The organism is Xanthobacter sp. NM-59, from assembly GCF_021401125.1.
GTDB lineage: Bacteria > Pseudomonadota > Alphaproteobacteria > Rhizobiales > Xanthobacteraceae > Xanthobacter.
Map to the genome: position 1 here is coordinate 143,743 of NZ_JACBFQ010000002.1, position 19,474 is coordinate 163,216.

A 19,474-nucleotide genomic window follows, 5' to 3' on the forward strand; every position below is an offset into this window, starting at 1 on the left:
TGCTGCGCGCAAATCATGGGTCTCCGCGCCCGGGCCCCCGTCCCCCGCCGAGATGCTGAGGGTACGGCCCCGCACCCACGGCAACAGCTGCGGGCGCGCCCGGCACGTTCAGGCCAGAGCCTCCGGCGCCACAGGCAGCCTCCGGGCCCCCGCAGGGCCAGCGGGAGCCGGCGCGAGGGGTGGATGGGCTGGGGTGCTCGGATACGTTCTATGCGTCGTATTAGCCCATCGGCGCAGCACCGCAGCGCGCGGAATTCTGGCCCCTTATCGGCCAGCCTTGCGCCGGACGCATGGCGGCGCCACCGTTGCGCCGCAATGGCAAATGGAGGGTTAACCGCCCGTGGTGCTCATGTGGCGCTGCACCGCCGGGCCATGGGCGCGATCGATGACGAAGTCGTGGCCCTTGGGTTTGCGGAAGATGGCGGCGTCGATGGCCGTGTTAAGGGCCTCGTCCGAGGCCGAGGCGCGCAGCGGGGCCCGCAGGTCCGCCGCATCCTCCTGGCCGAGGCACATATAGAGGGTGCCCGTGCAGGTGACACGCACCCGGTTGCAGCCCTCGCAGAAATTGTGGGTGAGCGGGGTGATGAAGCCGAGCCGCCCCCCGGTCTCCTTCACCTCCACATAGCGGGCGGGCCCGCCGGTGCGATAGGCGATGTCGGTGAGGGTGAAGCGCTCCTCAAGGCGGGCGCGCACAGTGTCGAGGGGCAGATACTGGTCCACCCGGTCCTCGCCCGTATCGCCCAGCGGCATCACCTCGATGAGGGAGAGGTCGTGCCCCTCGCCGTGGGCCCATTCCATGATGCGGGCGATCTCATGCTCGTTCACACCCTTGAGGGCCACCGCATTGATTTTCACCTTGATGCCCGCCGCCTTGGCGGCCGCGATGCCGTCCAGCACGCGGGAAAGGTCGCCCCAGCGGGTGATGGCGCGGAAGGTGTCCGCATCGAGCGTGTCGAGGGAAACGTTCACCCGCCGCACGCCGCAACCGGCCAGGTCGCCCGCATAGCGCGCGAGCAGCGACCCATTGGTGGTGAGCGTCAGCTCGTCGAGCCGGCCGGTTTCCAGATGGCGCGAGAGGCTGTGGAACAGGGTCATCACGTCCCGCCGCACCAGGGGCTCGCCGCCGGTGAGGCGCAGGCGCCGCACACCGCGCTGCACGAAGGCGCTGCACAGGCGGTCCAGCTCCTCCAGGGTGAGAAGGTCCGGCTTGGGCAGGAAGGTCATGTGCTCGGACATGCAATAGACGCAGCGAAAATCGCATCGGTCCGTCACCGAGACCCGAAGATAGGTCACCGCGCGACCGAACGTATCCACCAGCGGCCCCGCCTCGCGGCCCGCCGCCACGCCGGGCCGGTCCATCAGGTCTCTCGACACAGCACTCACCGTCGCGCTCACGTCGCCTCTCTCCTGGCCATCCACCCCACGCACCCCGACCGCCGGCTTTTCGCCGATCTCACGGGAGCCCGTCGCCGCCTGCGGCAGCGCGCGGACTTCGGCGCCCGTTCCTTATATCGTATGCAACAGAGCCATGAACAGGGATGCGGGCGCACAAAGCCGTGCCCGTTGGACATCCCGCCCAGACAGGGAACATGCGTCATGACCGAACAGATCACCCAGCAGGAAACGCCCCTCGCCGCAGCCCCGCAGCCCGTGCCGGCCGCCTGGCCCAGCGAGATCCGACTTGCCGCCGACAAAAGCGCGCTCGACATCGCCTTCGACGATGGCGCCCGCTTCTCCATTCCCGCCGAGCTGCTTCGGGTGGAAAGCCCCTCGGCCGAGGTGCAGGGCCATGCGCCCTATGAGAAGATCACGGTGGCGGCCAAGCGCGCCGTGCGCATCACCGGCATCGAGATGACGGGCAATTACGCCATCCGCATCACCTTCGACGATGGCCATTCCACCGGCATCTATCCGTGGGCCCTGCTCTACCGCTACGGCCGCGACCAGACGGCGCTGATGGCCGCCTACGTCGACGCCCTCAAGGCCCGCGGGCTCTCGCGCGACTGACCGTCCGGGCCGCGCCGGACGACCTCAGGACAGGCCGGCGATGAAGCCGTCGGGGGCCACGTAGATGTGCTCCGACGCCGGGTGGGACGGCAGGCCCGGCATGGTCATGATGTCGCCCGCATAGGCCACCACGAAGCCGGCGCCCGCCGACAGGCGCACGTCGCGGATGGGCAGAGCGTGCCCGCTCGGCGCGTTGCGCAAGGTGGGGTCGGCGGAGAAGGAGTATTGGGTCTTCGCCATGCACACCGGCAGCCGGCCGAAACCCGCCGCCTCGAACTCCCTGAGGCGGTTGGTGGCGGCGGTGGAGAAGTCCACCCGGCCGGCGGCATAGATCTCCCGCGCCACGGTCTCGATCTTCTCCTTCAGCGGCATCTCGTCCGGGTAAAGGAGGCGGAAGCTGCTCGGCCGCTCGGCCAGGGCCTTCACCGCGCGGGCCAGCTCCTCGGCGCCGGCGCCGCCATCGGCCCAGTGGGAGCACACATGCACCTCGACGCCCATGGCCGCGAGCGCCGCGCGCACGGCCTCCACCTCGGCCGGGGTGTCGGTGGTGAAGCGGTTGAGCGCCACCGCGACGGGCAGCCCGAACTTGCCGAGATTCTCCACATGGCGCTTGAGATTGGCGGTTCCGGCCAGCACCGCCGCGACATTCTCCGGGCCCAGCTCCTTCACCGGCACGCCGCCATGCATCTTCAGCGCCCGGATGGTGGCCACCACCACCGCCGCCGAGGGGGCAAGGCCCGCCTGCCGGCACTTGATGTCGAGGAACTTCTCGGCCCCGAGATCGGCGCCGAAGCCCGCCTCGGTCACCACATAATCGGCCAGGGCCAGGGCGCTCCGGGTGGCCATCACCGAATTGCAGCCATGGGCGATGTTGGCGAAGGGGCCGCCATGCACCAGAGCGGGCGTGCCCTCCATGGTCTGCACCAGGTTCGGCTGGAAGGCGTCGCGCAGCAGCGCCACCATGGAGCCGATGCCACCCAGCTCTTCTGCGCTCACCATGCGCCGGCCGCGCGTCTGGCCCACCACCATGCGCGCGAGGCGGGCGTCGAGGTCCTCCAGGCTGTCGGCCAGGCAGAAGATGGCCATCACCTCGCTCGCCACCGTGATGTCGAACCCATCCTCGCGAGGGAAGCCGTTGCCGGGGCCGCCGAGGCCGATGGTGATGGAGCGGAGCGCGCGGTCGTTCAGGTCCATCACCCGCCGCCAGACGATGCGCCGGGCGTCGAGATCCAGGCTGTTGCCCCAATAGATGTGATTGTCGATCAGCGCCGAGAGCAGATTGTGGGCGGCGGAGATGGCGTGGATGTCGCCATTGAAGTGCAGGTTGATGTCCTGCATGGGGATGATCTGCGCCCGCCCGCCGCCGGTGGCGCCGCCCTTGGCGCCGAACACCGGGCCGAGGGAGGGCTCGCGCAGACACACGGCGGTGCTGGCGCCGAGCCGCGAGAGGGCGTCACCGAGGCCGATGGTGGTGGTGGTCTTGCCCTCCCCCGCCGGCGTGGGGCTGATGGCCGTGACCAGGATGAGCTTGCCCTTGTGCCCGCCCACCGGCGTTGCCGCCGGCTGCTCCCGGTCGAATCCCGCCCCCGCGCCGGCCTCGAGATCGGCGATGAAATCGAGAGAAAGCTTCGCCTTGTGCGGGCCGTAACGGAAGATGGCGTCGGCCGGAATGGAGAGCTTCGCCGCCACCTGCTCGATGGGCAGCGGCGTCACGCTCGCGGCGATGGCGGCATCCGAGGCCGGGTCGATGGGGCGGGCGGTTCTTTGGTGCATCGGTCGTTTCCGGGGCGGCAGGGCGAGCCGACCCTAATGCACCCTTTGCTTCTCCCGCAACGCGGGATGGCGCCTCCAGGCACCGAAATCGCGCTCCGAAGGCGCGAAATGCACATTCGGATGGGCTCGAGGACCCCATCCGGCGCCCATTTCGGCCGCCCCGTGGCGAAAATCCGCCTTCAGCGTCTCCCGAGCCGCCTCCGGGAGCGAGGCGCCAGCGGCTAATCCACCGGCACCTTTTGGTCGAGCAGGCAGCGGTCGCGGCCGGCGCGCTTGGCGGCATACACCATGAGATCGGCGCGGTGGATGAGCTCGGCCAGGGTTTCCGTGGGCCCGGCCTGGGCGACACCGAAGCTGGCGGTAACCGCGCGGCCATCGCTCAGCTCGTCGAAGCGGGTGGCGCGCAGGACCCCGCGCACCCGCTCGACAATGGCAAGGGCCGCCTCGCCCGAGGCGCGCGGCAGCAGCAGGACGAATTCCTCGCCGCCGAACCGCGCGGCCACGTCCCAGTGTCGCAGCTCGCTGGAGACGATGTCCGAGAACTGCCGCAGCACCCGGTCTCCCACCGCGTGGCCGAAGGTATCGTTGATGGATTTGAAGTGGTCGAGATCGCAATAGGCCACGCTCAGCGGCCGCATGCCGGCATTGTTCCAGAGCGGCGTCGCCACCAGGTGGAATCCGCGCCGGTTGAGCAGGCCGGTGAGTGTATCGGAGCCGCTCTCGCGCCGGAAATCCTCGATCACGTCCAGCGCCACCGCCACGAACAGCATGAGCGCGATGAGAAGGCCGCTGATGAAAACGCTGAAGTTCATCACCTGCCAGAACGGCGAGGACGAGAAACCCTTGCGCATCTCCACCGGATCCGCCCCCGCGGCGATCAGGGCATCATAGCGGGCGAGATCCCCCGCGATGGGCGCGGTGAGAAGGGTGCGCACGAAGAAATGCAGGCCGAAGACCAGCAGCACCCAGAAAAAGGATTGATCCAGAAGCCCCCTGCGGGTGCGAAGGCGCAAGGCCGCCAAGGTCACCATGAACCCATAGCCAAAGTTCTGCACGTAGATGCGCAGCAGAAGGCTTCGGTCCACATAATAGAAATAGGTGGTCAGCGCGACGACCGCGAGGGCCAGCGCCACCGTCAGCTTCTCCTGTCCAGGCTCCTGGAAGCGCAAGCTGACCCCCTTCACCAGAAGGGAGATGCAAAGCGTGTAGATGACCGTCGAGATGACCGAATTCAGCCCCGGATCCCGCGGGATGAACAGCATCTGCGTCAGCGCCGCGAGCGCGTAGCAAAGGAAGGCGAACGACAGCACCAGGATGTAGAGCCGCTCGCGCCTATGCGTCCAGACACCAAAATAGAGCGCGGAAAAGAAGAAGGCGACAATCGGCCCCGTGTAAAGATAAAGGCCGCCGCTGGCCATGTTCTCCTCCACACCCCAATGTGCCGCCGCTTGAGCTGCGGTCCTTTCCGCCCGAAACGACTGTGCCTGCACTGCCCGCCGCCCCGACCGGCGCGGAGGTTAGCGCGATCCGGCTACGGCGTGCAGTGGCTTTGCATCCGGAAACGGAGGAAGCCGAGGCCCACCGGTGAAGAAAAGGCTCCCGGTCCACCCCGCCGCGCGGGTCGCTGGAAGGCGCTGCCTCAGCGCCGGTAGAGCCAGATCCGCAATTCGTCCTTCAGCCGGCGGAAATCGTAGAAGGTGAAGGCCAACAGCGCCGTCGCGCACAAAGCCAGCACCAGCGACACCGCGCCCGGCCAATCGAGGGCGGAGGAGCAGAAATCATAGACCAGGTAGGTCAGGAGCAGGGTGACCGCGAGGGCCACGCCGAAATAGATGCGCGCATCGAGCCGCGCCAGCGCGATGCCCACGCCCACCCAGATGACGACGGCGATCAGAATCGCCCAGCCCCAGCCCAGCCCGAACTGGCGCGCCACGAAATTGCCGCCGGCGGCGCACAGCAGCACGAAGCCGACCAGCAGCAGCAGGCCCGCCCGAAGGCGGAGGATGGAGGCTTTTCGTGCTCCGGTCATTGGGCTGGACATGGTGCATCCCTTGCGATGAAAGCGAGCCACTCCACATGGGGGACACCAAGGCGGGAATCCAGCGCGAATTCCCGCTGCAAAGTCCTTTTCGGCGCGAAGCGGCCCGGGGAGCCTACGATGCGGCGAATGCTGGTGGTACTCAATGCCAAAGCCGGCCGGGTGCTCGATCTCGGCGCCGAGCCCGTGCGCCGGCAGGTGGAAGCGGCCTTGACCCGCGCCGATCTCGACGTTCAGGTCGTGCTGGCCACCGGGGAGGAGATGTGCCGCCAGATCCGCGAGGCGCCCGCGGCGGGCCATGACATCGTGGTGGTGGGCGCCGGCGACGGCACCCTCTCCTATGCCGCCTCCGTGCTGGCTGGAACCGACACCGTGCTGGGCATCCTGCCGCTCGGCACCATGAACCTGCTTGCCCACGATATCGGTCTGCCCCGCGACCTCGACGGGGCGCTCGCCGCCCTCACCGACGCCCACCCCATGCGGATCGACCTCGGCACCATCAATGGGCGGCCCTTCCATGGCGTCTCCGGCGTCGGCTTCTTCAGCCAGATGGCGCTGGCGCGCGAGCAGGCGCGCGAGCATCATGGGCGCGTGGCGGGCTGGCTCATTGCCCTGGCGAAGGCAGCCTTCCGGGCCGGGCGTTTTTCCCTGGAGCTGGAAATCTCTGGGGTTTCCCATCCGGTGGAGGCCTATGCCGCCCTTGTCACCGTCAACGCCTTCGACGCGCCTGGCCTGCACCGTTCAAGGCTCGATGGCGGGGAGCTTGAAGTGCTGGTGGCGGAAGATCGCGGCACCCTGGCGCGCCTGAAGGCGGGCGCGGACGTGCTGGTGGGCGCCTGGCGTGACAATCCCGCCATCCATCGCTTCACCAGCCCACGCCTCACCATCCACGCCCGGCGCAGCCGCGCCTGGGTCGCCACCGATGGCGAGGCCACCCGCGAAAGCCTGCCCCTGCGTTATGCCATCGCCCCTGGTGCCCTGCGGCTGCTGGTTCCGCGCGGCGCCGCGCAATGGCGCCATCACGACGAGGAGATCACCTAGAGCGCCAGCCGGCGAAGCGGCACCGGCGCGCGTGAGGGAGCCGCGTTAAAACAAAGGGATCAGCAGCTTCTCTGCTTCCATGAGAGGCGAAGCGCGTCGGCGCTGGGCCCCTCCGGCTGGAACAAGATCCCGAAATCATCGCTCCACGCGGCGACTGCGGATATGCTCGCGTCCCCATCCTCAGCTCACCGTGCCCATGCCTTCCGCCCTCGCCCTCTCCCGCGCCACTCCCGTTCCGGCGGCGGCGTGATGGATTTTCCGACCCCGCTCATCCCCGCCCGCCTGATCCGTCGCTACAAGCGCTTTCTGGCCGATGTCACGCTGGAAGACGGCACCGAGACCACGGTCCACGTGGCCAATTCCGGCGCCATGACCGGCCTTGATGCGCCCGGCAGCCAGGTCTGGCTCTCCCGCTCCGCCAATCCGGCCCGCAAGCTGCCTTTGAGCTGGGAGCTGGTGGAGGCGGATTTCGGCGCCGGGCCGGAGCTCGTGGGCGTCAACACCATGCACCCCAATGCCCTGGTCGCCGAGGCCATCGCCGCCGGGCAGGTGGATGGCCTGCGTGGCTATGGCGGGCTGCGGCGGGAGGTGAAATACGGCCACAACAGCCGCATCGACATCCTCCTGGAGCACAACGCCCGCCCGGCCTGCCTGGTGGAAGTGAAGAACGTGCACCTGATGCGCGCCGCCGGCGCCGCCGAGTTTCCCGATTGCGTCACCGCGCGCGGCTCCAAGCATCTCAACGAGCTGGCCGCCCAGGTGCGGGAAGGGCGGCGGGCGGTGATGGTCTATATCAGCCAGATCGGCTCGGCCCGCTCCATCGCGCTCGCCCGCGACCTCGACCCGGCCTATGGCGCCGCCTTCGATGCCGCCCGCGCCGAGGGCGTGGAGGCCATTGCCCTGCTGTGCCGCATCACCCTTCAGGGCATCACCGTCGCGGGCGAAATTCCCATGCTCGGATGACCTTCATGGAGGCACAGCGCTTGCTTTGGCGGCAAGTTGGCATAAATCTTGGGGGATATATCCGATACGACAGACGCGGCCGCGCCCTGGCGCCGGCCAGCGATAAGGCAGGACCATGACCTATGTGGAGGCGGCGGACGCGCCGCTCAGAAAGACCGGACACATCAAGCTCTACGGCCCGGAAGGGTTCGAGGGCATGCGCAAGGCCGGTCGCCTCGCCGCCGAGATTCTCGATGCCATCGCCGAGATGATCGGCCCCGGCGTGACCACCGCCGCCGTGGACGACCTGGTCTATGAGTACGCGGTCTCCCACGGCGCTTATTCCGCCACTTTGATGTATCGCGGCTACCGCTATTCGGTGTGCACCTCCATCAACCATGTGGTCTGCCACGGCATGCCCAATGCCAAGCCGCTGCGCGAAGGCGACATCGTGAACGTCGATGTCACCATCGTTCTCGACGGCTGGTACGGCGATTCGAGCCGCATGTTCGCCATTGGCGAGATCCCCCGCCGGGCCGAGCGGCTGCTGGATGTGACCTACGAATCCATGATGCGCGGCATCGCCGCCATCAAGCCCGGCGGCCATGTGGGCGACATCGGCGCCGCCATCCAGGAATTCGTGGAGCCGCAGCACATGAGCGTGGTGCGCGACTTCTGCGGCCATGGCGTAGGCCGCGTGTTCCATGACGAGCCCAACATCGTGCATGTGGGCCAGCGTGGCACCGGGCCGGAACTGGTGCCCGGCATGATCTTCACCGTCGAGCCCATGATCAATCTCGGCCGCCCGCATGTGAAGGTGCTCTCCGACGGCTGGACCGCCGTCACGCGCGACCGCTCGCTCTCCGCCCAGTTCGAGCATGCGGTAGGCGTGACCGAGACGGGCGTCGAGATCTTCACCCTCAGCCCCAAGGGCTACCACAAGCCCCCCTACGCCACCGTGTGACGGCGGCGCGCCCCGAAGCGGGGACGCGGCCCGCGGCGACGTAGCCTGGCTGCGGCGAAACACGCACCATCGGGATGGATCGTTTCGATGCATCCGCATGCCTGGAGTGGCGGGGAAGGAACCCATGGCGGAAGAGCCCGACGGTGGCCTGAGCGAGGCCCCGCACTTCCACGGCCATCGCGATCGCCTGCGTGCCCGCTTCCGGGAGGCAGGCGCGCAGGCGCTCGCGGATTACGAGCTCCTGGAGCTGATCCTGTTCCGCGCCATCCCCCGGCGCGACGTGAAGCCCCTGGCCAAGGCCCTGGTGGAACGGTTCGGCTCGTTCGCCGAGGTCATCACCGCTCCCGCCTCGCTGCTGGCCCAGGTGCCCGGCGTGAAGGACGCCATCATCACCGAGCTGAAGCTGGCGGAAGCCGCCGCCCAAAGGCTGGCCAAGGGGCAGGTGAAGCGCCGCCCCGCCCTCTCCTCCTGGAGCGCGGTGATCGATTATTGCCGCACCGCCATGGCCTATGCCGAGCGCGAGCAGGTGCGGGTTCTGTTCCTGGACAAGCGCAACCAGCTCATCACCGATGAGGTGCTCCAGACCGGCACGGTGGACCACGCCCCGGTCTATCCGCGCGAGGTGGTGAAGCGCGCCCTGGAGGTTTCCGCCTCGGCGCTGATCCTGTGCCACAACCACCCCTCGGGCGACCCCACGCCCTCGCGCGCAGACATCGACATGACCCGCAAGATCATCGATGTGGCAAAGCCGCTCGGCATCGAGGTCCACGACCACATCATCGTCGGCAAGGATGGCCACGCCAGCCTCAAGGGCCTGCGCCTGATCTGACGCCTTCGCCAAACCCGCGACAGCTGCGCCCCCAAACGCCTTTTGCCTTCGAGGCGCCCTAACGGACCCGCCGCGCCTTCGCTTGGCCCGAGCGGCGTGAGCGCACGTATGTGCCAAGTCAGCCCCGGCGTGCCAAATCGACCCCGGCTCGCGTGGAGTAAGCGCATCAGCTCAAGACGCCAGGGCCCCAAAAGAAAAAGGGCGCCGCGCGAGTGCGCGACGCCCCTCATCCGTCAGATGACGGAAGATATCACTTCAGCTTGCTGAAGGCGGTGTCGAAGGACAGCGAAGCCACGTAGCGATCGCCGCAGGCGTTGCTCGCGCCGCTGACGAGGGCGCACTGATCGCCGCTCAGGTCGCTGTCATAGTAACGCAGGTCGAGGGTAGCGGCCTTGTAGGTGAAGCCGAGACCGACGTTCCAGGTGGTGTAGTCGGGCATGGTGTGGTTGTTCCACGCCACATAGGCGGTGGTGGTGCCGAGCCACTGATAGCCGAGCTCACCCGACACGTAGAAGCCGACATCCTGCACCGGGCTGTACTTGCTGAAGTCGAGCTTCAAAGTACCGGACAGGTAGGTCTCGGTGGCGCCCGAACCGGCGTAGCTGTCGCCGTAGTACAGGTTCGCGCCGACAGTGATCATGTCGTTGAACGCGTAGGTCGGCTTGAAGTAGATTTCCCAGTAGTTGTAGTCCGTGTCCTTCCACTCGTCGGGCCAAGCCAGGCCGTTCGAGCCACCCGGATACGCGTAGTACACGAAGCCGGCGTCGAGGGTCAGGCCACCCCAGGAGTGACGCAGGCCGGCATAGAGGTCGATCTCAGCCGAGCCGGTGGACAGGAAGGAGACGTTCGAAGCCCAGATGCCGGCATAGAACCAGTCGAGAGCCTGGAACTCGGCATAGCCCTGAACGGCAGCGTTGCCATTGGTCTGGGTGATGCCGCGGAACACGTAGTCGGTGGTCAGCTTGGTGCCGAAAGCGATGTCCCAGGCCGGGGCCGCAGGCTCGGGTGCCGCAGCCTTCACCGGATAGGACAGATCGGCCGCCGAGGCGGCTCCGGCGAACAGCATGGACGCGGCGACCAGTGCAATCTTTTTCATATGTATGTACCCCAGCAGAGATTTAAGGAGATAAAAATCAACTCTGCTGCGAAGTCCAATACGAAAAAAAAGGCATGTCGTGCTTCCATTTTAGGCAAACCCGCATGAATGCTGGATTTCTGTGTTGCCATTCGGCAACGCTTAGGGCCGAACTGGAATTCAAGCATCTTCCTGACAGGAAAACCCGCAACCCAGCATGCCCCAAAACCGTCACGGACGCGTCATGAGAAGGGGCCGATTTCGCTCCGGGACCCGCGCCCAGGTACCGTCATCCTGCCGGGCGAAGCGAATCGTTGTCCCGGCGGCAACACCTCGGACCAGGATGTTGCCTCCGGACAATTCCCAGGTCGAAGCGCCGAAACGGGTCAGGATCTCGTCGCAGTCCGGCGCCACCCGCAGCCGGTAGCGCCCCTCGGCGGCGGGCGTCTCCTCGAAGGTCCAGCGGCACACCGGCGCGGCGCCGCGCTCGCGCGACAGGAGCCACTCCCCCATGACCTCCTCTGCCGTCGCCGGCAGCGCATCGGAAGCCGCGGGCGGACCGAGGAAATAGACGCCATCGCCCTCCCTCAGCGCCTCGAAGCTGCCGCCGGTCGCCTCGGTGAACTCGGCCACGAGCCCGCCCCGGGCATTCAAAAGGCGGATCGACCCGGAAGCGTCGGGGATCCATGCGGTCACCTGCGGAATGAAGGCGATGGCCGTGCAGGCCGCCGGGTCGAGCTGCACCGCCAGCCCCGCACCGGCGGGCTCCTGCGCCAGGGTCAGGTCGCAGCGGCGCTCGCCATCGGCACTGGTGAGGCGAAACGGTCCGGCAAGGCGGGCCGCCATCTGGCGCGCGGCGGCGTCGATCTTCGCATCCGCGACCACCGTTCCGCCGCCACCCGGGGCCTGCGCGAAAGCCGCCCCCGAAGCCCACAGCGACACCATGGCGAGCAGCGCACCCGCGCCCATGGACCGAACCGGCATCGCAGATCTCCCCTCACGCCCGATTGAGAGCATTGTCCGCCCGGCTTGGGCCGCGTCAATGGCGCGGCCCACCCTCTGTCAGCGACGCGGCCAGGGCGTCTCGGGCACCGGAGTGAGCGGCCCCCTGCCCTCGAACCACGACACCAGATTGTCCACCACCAGCTGCCCCATGGCCGTGCGCGTATGGACGGTGGCCGAGCCCACATGCGGCAGCAGCACCACATTATCGAGCGAGAAGAACGCCTCGGGCACATGGGGCTCATGGGCGAACACGTCGAGCCCCGCCGCCAGGATGGTTCGCGCCTGAAGCGCCGCCAGCAGCGCCGCCTCATCCACCACGGAGCCGCGCGCCACGTTCACCAGCACCCCCTGCGGGCCCAGCGCGGCGAGCACCTCGGCATTCACCATGTGGCGGGTGGCCGGGCCGCCCGGCACGATCACCACCATCGTGTCGACCGCGCCAGCCATGGTCATGAGGTCGGGGAAATGGGTGTAGGCGAGGTCGGGCACCGGCCGGCGGCTGTGATAGACGACGCCGACGCCGAACGCCTCCAGGCGCCGGGCGATGGCGCGGCCGATGCGTCCCATCCCGAGCATGCCCACCATGCGCCCCCGCAAGGTTGCGGTGAGGGGAAACGCCCCCTTCACCCACTCGCCCGCGCGCACGAAGCGATCCGCCTGGGGCAGGCAGCGCACCGTGGCCAGCAGCAGGCCAAGGGTGAGGTCCGCCACCTCCTCGTCCAGGACGTCCGGCGTATGGGTCACGACGATGTCGCGGGCGGCTGCGGCCGCCGCATCCACCGTGTCATAGCCGACGCCGAAATTGGCGATGATCTCCAGCGCCGGCAGGCGATCCATCAGCGCCCCGTCCACCCGCGCGGCGCCCCGGGTGGCGATGGCGCGCACCGACGCCGGATCGAGCGAATCGAGCTCCGCGAGCGGACGCAACGTGAAGTGCCCCGCCAGCTGCGGCTCCACCACCTGTTCCATGACCGGCCCGGTGAGCAGGAGGGTCGGGCGAGCAGGCGTGGTCATGGCGGCGGTCTCCCTGGATCAGGCCCCGTTCCACGGAATCGGGGTCATGCCGAACCTTATTGAGCTGACGCGGCGTCCGCGCGCGGAGCGGTGTCCGCGTCGCGCAACAGCGCGCCGGCGACGGCGCGAACCTGTTTAAGACCGCCGTCGGCCGCCCTCAAGCGCCGCGCGACTTCCCCTGCGAAGCTTTGCCCGCTTGCCGCAGCGCCCGGGCCATGGCACCGGTTAGGCGTTGCACAGACGCTTTTGTAAGCAACAATTCTTATTGAGGCAGGAGGTGGGGATGATCGAGCGGCTGATCGAATCGATTCTGTTCCGCAGCCGCTGGATCATGGCGCCATTCTATCTGGGGCTGGTGGTCGCGCTGTTCGTGCTGCTGTTCAAGTTCGGGTCGGAGGTGGTGCATTTCGTCACCCACGCCCTGGGCGCCAGCGAGAGTGACACCATTCTCGGCATCCTGGCGCTGGTGGACCTGACGCTGACCGGCAATCTGGTGCTCATCGTCATCTTCTCGGGATACGAGAATTTCGTGTCGAAGATCGACCCGGCCGGCCATCCCGACTGGCCGGAATGGATGACGCGCGTGGACTTCACCGGCCTCAAGCAGAAGCTGCTGGCCTCCATCGTCGCCATCTCGGCCATCCAGCTCCTGAAAGCCTTCATGGACCTTCCCAAGGGCTACAGCCAGGACACGCTGACCTGGCTCGTCATCATCCATGTGGTGTTCGTGGGGTCGAGCCTGCTGCTCGCCTGGTCGGACAAGCTCTCCGGCAACAAGCACTGAGAACCATCATGCGGCAGGGGAGAGCGGCGTCCGCGGAGGCCGCCTCCACACCGGGCTGAAGAAATAGGCACGCCTTCATCTTCAGCAGAACAGGGCCTTTTGCAATGCAACGGGCTTCCCGTCGGCGCCAAGGCCGGGCCAAGCCCGCCGTGGAGCGAAAATCTAGCGAGCCGGCATCGCATCTCACCTTGAGAAATCCTGCGTGAGGGTGCAGAACGTTGCGCGCCCGGGGGTGGAGCGTTCACAATGCATTTCAACATGGTCATCATTCAGCCGGCGGTGGCGTTGATCGCAGGCGTGCTGATCCTTGTTTTTCCCCGCCTTCTCAATGTGCTGGTGGCGCTCTACCTGATCCTCGTCGGGCTCACGGGTTTGCTGGGCCAATAAGGATTTCGCCCAAATAACGACGAAAGGAGCGCCCTAGAACCTGCCGGTGCGGTTGATGCCTGTTGCACTGCGAGCTAAAGCATCCGCCCATCCAGCAAGTCCCGCGCCCCTCCACAAGGGATCTCTTAGATGACGAAATGGGTCTACACCTTCGGCGACGGCAAGGCCGAGGGCAAAGCCGACATGAAGAACCTGCTCGGTGGCAAGGGCGCCAACCTCGCCGAGATGTCCAACCTCGGCCTGCCCGTCCCGCCCGGCTTCACCATCACCACGGAAGTGTGCACCTATTACTACGCCCACGGCGAGACCTACCCGGCCGAGCTGAAGGGCGATGTGGAAAAGGCGCTGGCCCAGGTGGGTGAGCTCACCGGCAAGTCGTTCGGCGACGCCGCCAATCCGCTCCTGGTCTCGGTGCGCTCGGGCGCCCGTGCCTCCATGCCCGGCATGATGGACACGGTGCTCAATCTCGGCCTCAATGACGAGACTGTGGAAGCCGTGGCCAAGCTCGCCGGCGACCGGCGCTTCGCCTATGACAGCTACCGCCGCTTCATCACCATGTATTCCGACGTGGTGATGGGCGTCGCGCACCACCACTACGAAGAGATTCTCGAGCACTACAAGGCCGAGAAGGGCTTCACCCTCGACACCGAGCTTTCGGCGGACGACTGGGCCTTCCTCATCACCAAGTACAAGGCCAAGTACCAGGCCGAGCTGGGCAAGCCCTTCCCGCAGGATCCCCACGAGCAGCTCTGGGGCGCCATCGGTGCCGTGTTCGGCTCGTGGATGAACAATCGCGCCATCACCTATCGCCGCCTGCACTCCATTCCGGAGAGCTGGGGCACGGCTGTGAACGTGCAGTCCATGGTGTTCGGCAACATGGGCGAGACCTCGGCCACCGGCGTCGCCTTCACCCGCAACCCGTCCACCGGCGAGAACGCGCTTTATGGCGAGTTCCTGGTGAACGCCCAGGGCGAGGACGTGGTGGCGGGCATCCGCACCCCGCAGGACCTCACCGAGCGCGCCCGCATCGCCGCCGGCTCCGACAAGCCCTCCATGGAAAGCGCCCTGCCGGACGCCTTCAAGGAATTCGAGCGCATCTCGCACATCCTTGAAAACCACTACCGTGACATGCAGGACATGGAATTCACGGTGGAAAAGGGCAAGCTGTGGATGCTGCAGACCCGCTCCGGCAAGCGCACCGGCAAGGCCGCTTTGCGCATCGCCGTGGAGCTGGCCAATGAGGGCCTCATCTCCCAGGAAGAAGCGGTGGGCCGCGTCGAGCCCGGCTCGCTGGACCAGCTGCTTCATCCCGCCATCGACCCCAAGGCCCCCCGCACGGTGCTGACCACCGGCCTGCCGGCCTCCCCCGGCGCCGCCGCTGGCGCCATCGTGTTCTCGGCCGACGAGGCCGAGCAGTGGAAGGAAAAGGGCCGCAAGATCATCCTCGTGCGCGCCGAGACCTCCCCTGAGGACATCAACGGCATGCATGCCGCCGAGGGCATCCTCACTTCCCGTGGCGGCATGACCTCCCACGCGGCGGTGGTGGCCCGCGGCATGGGCAAGCCCTGCGTCTCCGGCGCCGGCGCCCTGCGCATCGACTATGGCGCGCAGACCATGACGGTGGGGGGCGAGACCTTCAAGAAGGGCGACTTCATCACCATCGACGGCGGCACCGGCCAGGTGCTGAAGGGCGAAGTGCCCATGCAGCAGCCGGAGCTTTCGGGCGAGTTTGTCACCCTCATGGGCTGGGCCGACAAGGTGCGCCGCCTGAAGGTGCGCGCCAACGCCGAAACCCCCTCCGACGCCCGCATGGCCCGCTCGTTCGGCGCCGAGGGCATCGGCCTGTGCCGCACCGAGCACATGTTCTTCGATGCCGGCCGCATCCTCGCCGTGCGCGAGATGATCCTGGCCGACGACGAGGCCGGCCGCCGCGCCGCTTTGGCGAAGTTGCTGCCCATGCAGCGTGATGACTTCGTCGAGCTGTTCGAGATCATGAAGGGCCTGCCGGTCACCATCCGCCTGCTCGATCCGCCGCTGCACGAGTTCCTGCCCCATACCGAGGCGGAAACCCTGGAAGTGGCCAAGAGCCTGGGCGTTGCGGTGGAGCGCATTGAGCGGCGCAATAAGGAGCTGCACGAAATGAACCCGATGCTCGGGTTCCGCGGCTGCCGCATCGCCATCGCCTTCCCCGAGATCGCGGAAATGCAGGCCCGCGCCATCTTCGAAGCGGCCGTGATCGCCGCCAAGAAGACGGGCGAGGCCATCGTGCCCGAGATCATGGTGCCGCTCATCGCCACCAAGGCGGAGCTGGACATCGTCGGCGCCGTGATCCGCAAGGCCGCGGCCGATGTGGAGGCTGAGACCGGCGCCAAGCTCACCTTCCAGGTGGGCACCATGATCGAGCTGCCGCGCGCCGCGCTGCAGGCCGACAAGATCGCCGAGAGTGCCGAATTCTTCTCGTTCGGCACCAACGACCTCACCCAGACCACGTTCGGCGTGTCCCGCGACGACGCCGGCACCTTCCTCGGCACCTACGTGCAGAAGGGCATTGTGGAGACCGACCCGTTCGTCTCCATCGACGTGGAAGGCGTGGGCCAGCTGGTGAAGCTGGGCGCCGAGCGCGGCCGGGCCACCCGGTCCAACCTCAAGCTCGGCATCTGCGGCGAGCATGGCGGCGACCCGGCCTCGGTGAAGTTCTGCGACAGCATCGGGCTCGACTATGTGTCCTGCTCGCCGTTCCGCGTTCCGATCGCCCGTCTCGCGGCGGCCCAGGCCGCCCTCGCCCACAAGAAGGGCTGAACCACCCGTCGCACGGCCCCGTGCGATCCTGCGCCTCATTCGCCCGCCGATGTTTCAGCCGTAACATCGGCGGTGCGGAGGAACCACGATAGCGACGCGTACGTTTCGTCAGATGGCAGTGCTGGCTCTCGCCGGCGCTGCCTTTTTCATATCGGCGGCGCCCGGCCGCGCGGTCGAGCTGGACAATTTCCTGACTGGCCTCGATGAATGCGCGTTCCCCAAGAAAGGGAGCCCGTTCGCGGTGTTCGCCATCTCCATGCTGGAGCGCTATGGCAACCGGCCCGGCAATCCGCGCGGATACTCCGCCGACCGCACCGATGTCATGCTCACGGTGCCGCCGGACCTGGAGAGCGCCTTCGGCCCGCCGAGCACGCACAATTACGGGGAATATACCCAGGTCGTGGTGCCGGTGGACGGGACCTTCGGCGGGCTACCGGTGAGCAACATGCAGTTCACCTTCGGCAACCGCAACGGCATTAAGGCCCTGCTCATCACCTTCGCCGCCAGCCATTCAGACGTGGCCGTGGTGTTCGGCGATTCCATCGAGCGCGGAGACGAGGCCGGCCAGGATGCAGGCTTCCGCGGCGACGGCTATTCGGCCGAGATCCCCCCCGGCGAACCGGGCCGCATCAGCTGCGACTGGTCGAGCTGAGCCGCGCCCGGCGCTACCCTTTCATTAACCATTTCCGCCTAATCTGAGACTGTTCCGTGATGCGGAGCGGGGCCAGAGGCGGGCTACCGCGCCGCACGCCTCAGTCGACGAGCGCGCCGCGTCCGGACAAAAAAAATTCGCCCGCCGAGAAGCCCGGCGGGCGAATGAACCGCTTCACATTGCGGAAGAACGCGTTCCGAAGGAACAGACGCCTTCACTCGGCCTCGCTCGCACCCGCCATCGCCGCCGGCGCGCCAACGTCGCTCGTCTGGCTTGCATTCAGCGCCATGCCAGTGAGCGCATAGCCGAGCACCAGAGCGGCAAACACGGCAATTCGCTTGAACATTTCTTCACCCCGACCCAGAACGTCGCGCCCGAGCTCTCGGCTCCTGTCGACGAATCCCGGCGCGGAATGTGTTCTAGCGCCACAAAGACAAACGGACGATAAACGCCGCACAGAAATCACCGCCGCAGCGCACAAGCGTGCCGCCCTGTTGCAGGAATGGCACGCTCGCGCTCCGGTCGCAGCAGCGGCGGCCCCGTGGGAGCCGCCGGCCGCGAGCCCGGGGCTCACTCCTCGACGACGCCTTCCTCGGCCGCCACTTCCGCAGCCACCTCGGCGCGGGCCACGGCCAGCTCGGCCTCGATCTCGGCGTCCTCGTCACGGGCCGTGCGCACGTCCTCGCCACGGGCCTGACGCTCGGCCTCGTCGGCGTTGCGGGCGACGTTCACGGTCACGGTGACCTCGACTTCCGGGTGCAGGGTCACCGGCACCGGATGCAGGCCGAGGGTCTTGATGGGGTGGTTCAGCACGATCTGGTGGCGGTCCAGCGTGAAGCCGGCGGCCACCAGGCCTTCGGCGATGTCACGGGTGGAGACCGAACCGTAGAGCTGACCGCTCTCACCGGCCTGCCGGATGGTGACGATGATCTGGCCGTTGAGCTTCTCGGCCACCACCTCGGCGTCCTTGCGACGCTCCAGGTTCCGGGCCTCGAGCTCCACCTTCATGTGCTCGAAGCGCTCGCGGTTGGCCTTGGTGGCACGCAGGGCCTTGCCATTGGGCAGCAGGTAGTTGCGGCCGAAACCGTCGCGCACCTTCACCACTTCGCCCATCTGGCCGAGCTTGGCAACGCGCTCAAGAAGAATGACGTCCATTTGTATCTCCTGGAATGTTCATGTGTCCGAGATTGGGGAAGCCGCTCAGCGCCCCCCGGTCGCCGGCGGCGGCAGACCGTCGGCGAGGCGCGAGCGGAAATCGAAGATGGCGTCGGTGAAGCCCAGCACCGCCATCGCCAGCACGGGCCAGCCCAACACCAAAGTGGTGAGCCAGACCCCCGCCAGAACTAGAAAACGCGAACCGGACCCCACGGTAATGGCATGCACCACCGCAAAGCCCTGCAAGGCGAAGCCCAGCACCAGGGTCGCGGCCGCGACCGATCCGGCGAGCCCCAGCATGCCCGGCAGCAGCGTCACCACCATCGCGACAGCAAGTGCGAAGCCGGCGATCCGGGGCAGGTGCAGGCCGGAAATCTGCGGCCAAGGCCGCGCCAGACGATCCGAGATCCGCGCCGCACGGCCCGCCAGATAGAGGCAGAACAGCTGGGATACCATGGTGATGAGACCAGCCATGGGCGGCAGCACATGGGCCATGAAGGCGCCCAGGCTCTCCGCATCGTCACCAGGACTGCCCGCGGGTACACCCACCATGGCGTCGAACGCCACCGTCACCGCAGCCTTGTAGGACTCATAGTCCGTGGCCATGGACAACACCGCCACCCAGACCCCCACGGTGGCGAACGCCGCGGCGAGCAGAACCAGGCGCCCCACCGGAAACCATGCAAGCTGCTCCGGATCGGCTTCGTCGGAGCGCGCCAGCATGGCGGCATAGGCCAATGCGAAAGCGGGTGCCCCAATGCCCACCGCATAGGCGAGCAGGAAGGCGCCTCCGAACATCAGGCCGAGGCCGACGCTGGCGAGCACCACGGAAAGTCCGGCTGCAATGGGGGAGAAGGCGATGCCGGCGATCATGACCGGCAGCGGCGCCAGATAGAAGAGCGGGACAGCCAGCACCGATCCCGCCGCGACACCGGCGGCAAGCAGAGCGGAGGCCGCAGCAGCGGCAATGGCGATGAGAAGGATCGGTCCCATTCGACGAGCTGTCCCG

Annotated in this window: 19 protein-coding genes; 9 read left to right on the forward strand and 10 right to left on the reverse strand. The window is 67.3% G+C overall.

The features are described 5' to 3' along the window. Positions 1 to 330: 330 nt before the first annotated feature. The gene (moaA, locus tag L0966_RS06025) at positions 331 to 1,359 is read right to left on the reverse strand and encodes a GTP 3',8-cyclase MoaA (protein ID WP_234051295.1); all 1,029 of its coding nucleotides are present in this window, start codon (positions 1,357 to 1,359) and stop codon (positions 331 to 333) included. A gap of 237 nt (positions 1,360 to 1,596) precedes the next feature. On the opposite strand from moaA, the gene L0966_RS06030 reads away from it, so the two are divergent. Further along, positions 1,597 to 2,007 carry a gamma-butyrobetaine hydroxylase-like domain-containing protein gene (locus L0966_RS06030; protein ID WP_234050964.1) on the forward strand — a complete coding sequence of 137 codons (411 nt, stop codon included), beginning with the start codon at positions 1,597 to 1,599 and terminating at the stop codon, positions 2,005 to 2,007. A 24-nt stretch (positions 2,008 to 2,031) separates the two neighbouring features. On the opposite strand, the gene L0966_RS06035 is transcribed toward L0966_RS06030, so the two are convergent. From L0966_RS06035 to L0966_RS06045, 3 genes are all read right to left on the reverse strand, one after another. Next, positions 2,032 to 3,780 carry a formate--tetrahydrofolate ligase gene (locus L0966_RS06035; protein WP_234050965.1) on the reverse strand — a complete coding sequence of 583 codons (1,749 nt, stop codon included), beginning with the start codon at positions 3,778 to 3,780 and terminating at the stop codon, positions 2,032 to 2,034. Positions 3,781 to 4,001: 221 nt separating this feature from the next. Beyond that, complete coding sequence (locus tag L0966_RS06040) at positions 4,002 to 5,198, reverse strand: diguanylate cyclase (RefSeq protein WP_234050966.1); 1,197 nt, start codon at positions 5,196 to 5,198, stop codon at positions 4,002 to 4,004. Between the two features lie 221 nt (positions 5,199 to 5,419). Next, complete coding sequence (locus tag L0966_RS06045) at positions 5,420 to 5,821, reverse strand: hypothetical protein (protein WP_234050967.1); 402 nt, start codon at positions 5,819 to 5,821, stop codon at positions 5,420 to 5,422. A 117-nt stretch (positions 5,822 to 5,938) separates the two neighbouring features. Here L0966_RS06045 and L0966_RS06050 point away from each other — a divergent pair, with 117 nt between their 5' ends. The 4 genes from L0966_RS06050 (at position 5,939) to radC (ending at position 9,594) form a co-directional block, all read left to right on the forward strand. Continuing rightward, positions 5,939 to 6,859: a diacylglycerol kinase family protein gene (locus tag L0966_RS06050; RefSeq protein ID WP_234050968.1), complete on the forward strand. Its 921-nt coding sequence runs from the start codon at positions 5,939 to 5,941 to the stop codon at positions 6,857 to 6,859. Positions 6,860 to 7,108: 249 nt separating this feature from the next. Then, positions 7,109 to 7,822: a DNA/RNA nuclease SfsA gene (gene sfsA, locus L0966_RS06055; protein WP_234050969.1), complete on the forward strand. Its 714-nt coding sequence runs from the start codon at positions 7,109 to 7,111 to the stop codon at positions 7,820 to 7,822. A 115-nt stretch (positions 7,823 to 7,937) separates the two neighbouring features. Beyond that, complete coding sequence (gene map, locus L0966_RS06060) at positions 7,938 to 8,765, forward strand: type I methionyl aminopeptidase (RefSeq protein ID WP_234050970.1); 828 nt, start codon at positions 7,938 to 7,940, stop codon at positions 8,763 to 8,765. 124 nt (positions 8,766 to 8,889) lie between these two features. After that, on the forward strand, positions 8,890 to 9,594 hold the full coding sequence (gene radC / locus L0966_RS06065) for a DNA repair protein RadC (RefSeq protein ID WP_234050971.1): 705 nt from the start codon (positions 8,890 to 8,892) through the stop codon (positions 9,592 to 9,594). A gap of 250 nt (positions 9,595 to 9,844) precedes the next feature. Here radC and L0966_RS06070 read toward each other — a convergent pair whose 3' ends face one another. The 3 genes from L0966_RS06070 to L0966_RS06080 all read right to left on the reverse strand — a co-directional run bounded on the left by L0966_RS06070 (position 9,845) and on the right by L0966_RS06080 (position 12,688). Beyond that, positions 9,845 to 10,690: a TorF family putative porin gene (locus tag L0966_RS06070; RefSeq protein WP_234050972.1), complete on the reverse strand. Its 846-nt coding sequence runs from the start codon at positions 10,688 to 10,690 to the stop codon at positions 9,845 to 9,847. Between the two features lie 210 nt (positions 10,691 to 10,900). After that, positions 10,901 to 11,653 carry an AprI/Inh family metalloprotease inhibitor gene (locus L0966_RS06075; protein ID WP_234050973.1) on the reverse strand — a complete coding sequence of 251 codons (753 nt, stop codon included), beginning with the start codon at positions 11,651 to 11,653 and terminating at the stop codon, positions 10,901 to 10,903. A gap of 78 nt (positions 11,654 to 11,731) precedes the next feature. Next, positions 11,732 to 12,688, reverse strand: a complete 957-nt coding sequence (locus tag L0966_RS06080; protein ID WP_234050974.1) for a 2-hydroxyacid dehydrogenase — start codon at positions 12,686 to 12,688, stop codon at positions 11,732 to 11,734. 283 nt (positions 12,689 to 12,971) lie between these two features. Here L0966_RS06080 and L0966_RS06085 point away from each other — a divergent pair, with 283 nt between their 5' ends. From L0966_RS06085 to L0966_RS06100, 4 genes are all read left to right on the forward strand, one after another. Then, positions 12,972 to 13,472, forward strand: a complete 501-nt coding sequence (locus L0966_RS06085; RefSeq protein WP_234050975.1) for a TIGR00645 family protein — start codon at positions 12,972 to 12,974, stop codon at positions 13,470 to 13,472. A gap of 246 nt (positions 13,473 to 13,718) precedes the next feature. Next, on the forward strand, positions 13,719 to 13,859 hold the full coding sequence (locus L0966_RS06090) for a DUF3096 domain-containing protein (RefSeq protein WP_234050976.1): 141 nt from the start codon (positions 13,719 to 13,721) through the stop codon (positions 13,857 to 13,859). 129 nt (positions 13,860 to 13,988) lie between these two features. Next, the gene (ppdK, locus tag L0966_RS06095; protein WP_234050977.1) at positions 13,989 to 16,658 is read left to right on the forward strand and encodes a pyruvate, phosphate dikinase; all 2,670 of its coding nucleotides are present in this window, start codon (positions 13,989 to 13,991) and stop codon (positions 16,656 to 16,658) included. 112 nt (positions 16,659 to 16,770) lie between these two features. Beyond that, the gene (locus L0966_RS06100; RefSeq protein WP_234050978.1) at positions 16,771 to 17,310 is read left to right on the forward strand and encodes a hypothetical protein; all 540 of its coding nucleotides are present in this window, start codon (positions 16,771 to 16,773) and stop codon (positions 17,308 to 17,310) included. Between the two features lie 214 nt (positions 17,311 to 17,524). Here L0966_RS06100 and L0966_RS22200 read toward each other — a convergent pair whose 3' ends face one another. The 3 genes from L0966_RS22200 to L0966_RS06110 all read right to left on the reverse strand — a co-directional run bounded on the left by L0966_RS22200 (position 17,525) and on the right by L0966_RS06110 (position 19,458). After that, a complete protein-coding gene (locus L0966_RS22200) occupies positions 17,525 to 17,656 on the reverse strand; it encodes a hypothetical protein (protein ID WP_255683971.1) in 132 nt (43 codons plus the stop codon). 224 nt (positions 17,657 to 17,880) lie between these two features. Continuing rightward, positions 17,881 to 18,465: a 50S ribosomal protein L9 gene (rplI, locus tag L0966_RS06105; RefSeq protein ID WP_234050979.1), complete on the reverse strand. Its 585-nt coding sequence runs from the start codon at positions 18,463 to 18,465 to the stop codon at positions 17,881 to 17,883. A gap of 45 nt (positions 18,466 to 18,510) precedes the next feature. Next, positions 18,511 to 19,458, reverse strand: coding sequence for a DUF2232 domain-containing protein (locus tag L0966_RS06110; RefSeq protein WP_234050980.1), 948 nt, complete (start codon positions 19,456 to 19,458; stop codon positions 18,511 to 18,513). Between the last annotated feature and the right edge of the window lie 16 nt (positions 19,459 to 19,474).

Excerpts from the sequence above, each read along its gene's own strand:
- L0966_RS06075 (WP_234050973.1), bottom strand. The coding sequence starts at position 11,653 with ATGCCGGTTCGGTCCATGGGCGCGGGTGCGCTGCTCGCCATGGTGTCG.
- L0966_RS06085 (WP_234050975.1), top strand. The coding sequence starts at position 12,972 with ATGATCGAGCGGCTGATCGAATCGATTCTGTTCCGCAGCCGCTGGATC.
- radC (WP_234050971.1), top strand. The coding sequence starts at position 8,890 with ATGGCGGAAGAGCCCGACGGTGGCCTGAGCGAGGCCCCGCACTTCCAC.
- ppdK (WP_234050977.1), top strand. The coding sequence starts at position 13,989 with ATGACGAAATGGGTCTACACCTTCGGCGACGGCAAGGCCGAGGGCAAA.
- map (WP_234050970.1), top strand. The coding sequence starts at position 7,938 with ATGACCTATGTGGAGGCGGCGGACGCGCCGCTCAGAAAGACCGGACAC.
- L0966_RS06110 (WP_234050980.1), bottom strand. The coding sequence starts at position 19,458 with ATGGGACCGATCCTTCTCATCGCCATTGCCGCTGCTGCGGCCTCCGCT.
- sfsA (WP_234050969.1), top strand. The coding sequence starts at position 7,109 with ATGGATTTTCCGACCCCGCTCATCCCCGCCCGCCTGATCCGTCGCTAC.
- L0966_RS06035 (WP_234050965.1), bottom strand. The coding sequence starts at position 3,780 with ATGCACCAAAGAACCGCCCGCCCCATCGACCCGGCCTCGGATGCCGCC.
- L0966_RS06100 (WP_234050978.1), top strand. The coding sequence starts at position 16,771 with ATGGCAGTGCTGGCTCTCGCCGGCGCTGCCTTTTTCATATCGGCGGCG.
- L0966_RS06045 (WP_234050967.1), bottom strand. The coding sequence starts at position 5,821 with ATGTCCAGCCCAATGACCGGAGCACGAAAAGCCTCCATCCTCCGCCTT.
- L0966_RS06030 (WP_234050964.1), top strand. The coding sequence starts at position 1,597 with ATGACCGAACAGATCACCCAGCAGGAAACGCCCCTCGCCGCAGCCCCG.
- L0966_RS06070 (WP_234050972.1), bottom strand. The coding sequence starts at position 10,690 with ATGAAAAAGATTGCACTGGTCGCCGCGTCCATGCTGTTCGCCGGAGCC.
- L0966_RS06080 (WP_234050974.1), bottom strand. The coding sequence starts at position 12,688 with ATGACCACGCCTGCTCGCCCGACCCTCCTGCTCACCGGGCCGGTCATG.
- L0966_RS06090 (WP_234050976.1), top strand. The coding sequence starts at position 13,719 with ATGCATTTCAACATGGTCATCATTCAGCCGGCGGTGGCGTTGATCGCA.
- moaA (WP_234051295.1), bottom strand. The coding sequence starts at position 1,359 with ATGGACCGGCCCGGCGTGGCGGCGGGCCGCGAGGCGGGGCCGCTGGTG.
- L0966_RS06040 (WP_234050966.1), bottom strand. The coding sequence starts at position 5,198 with ATGGCCAGCGGCGGCCTTTATCTTTACACGGGGCCGATTGTCGCCTTC.
- rplI (WP_234050979.1), bottom strand. The coding sequence starts at position 18,465 with ATGGACGTCATTCTTCTTGAGCGCGTTGCCAAGCTCGGCCAGATGGGC.
- L0966_RS06050 (WP_234050968.1), top strand. The coding sequence starts at position 5,939 with ATGCGGCGAATGCTGGTGGTACTCAATGCCAAAGCCGGCCGGGTGCTC.
- L0966_RS22200 (WP_255683971.1), bottom strand. The coding sequence starts at position 17,656 with ATGTTCAAGCGAATTGCCGTGTTTGCCGCTCTGGTGCTCGGCTATGCG.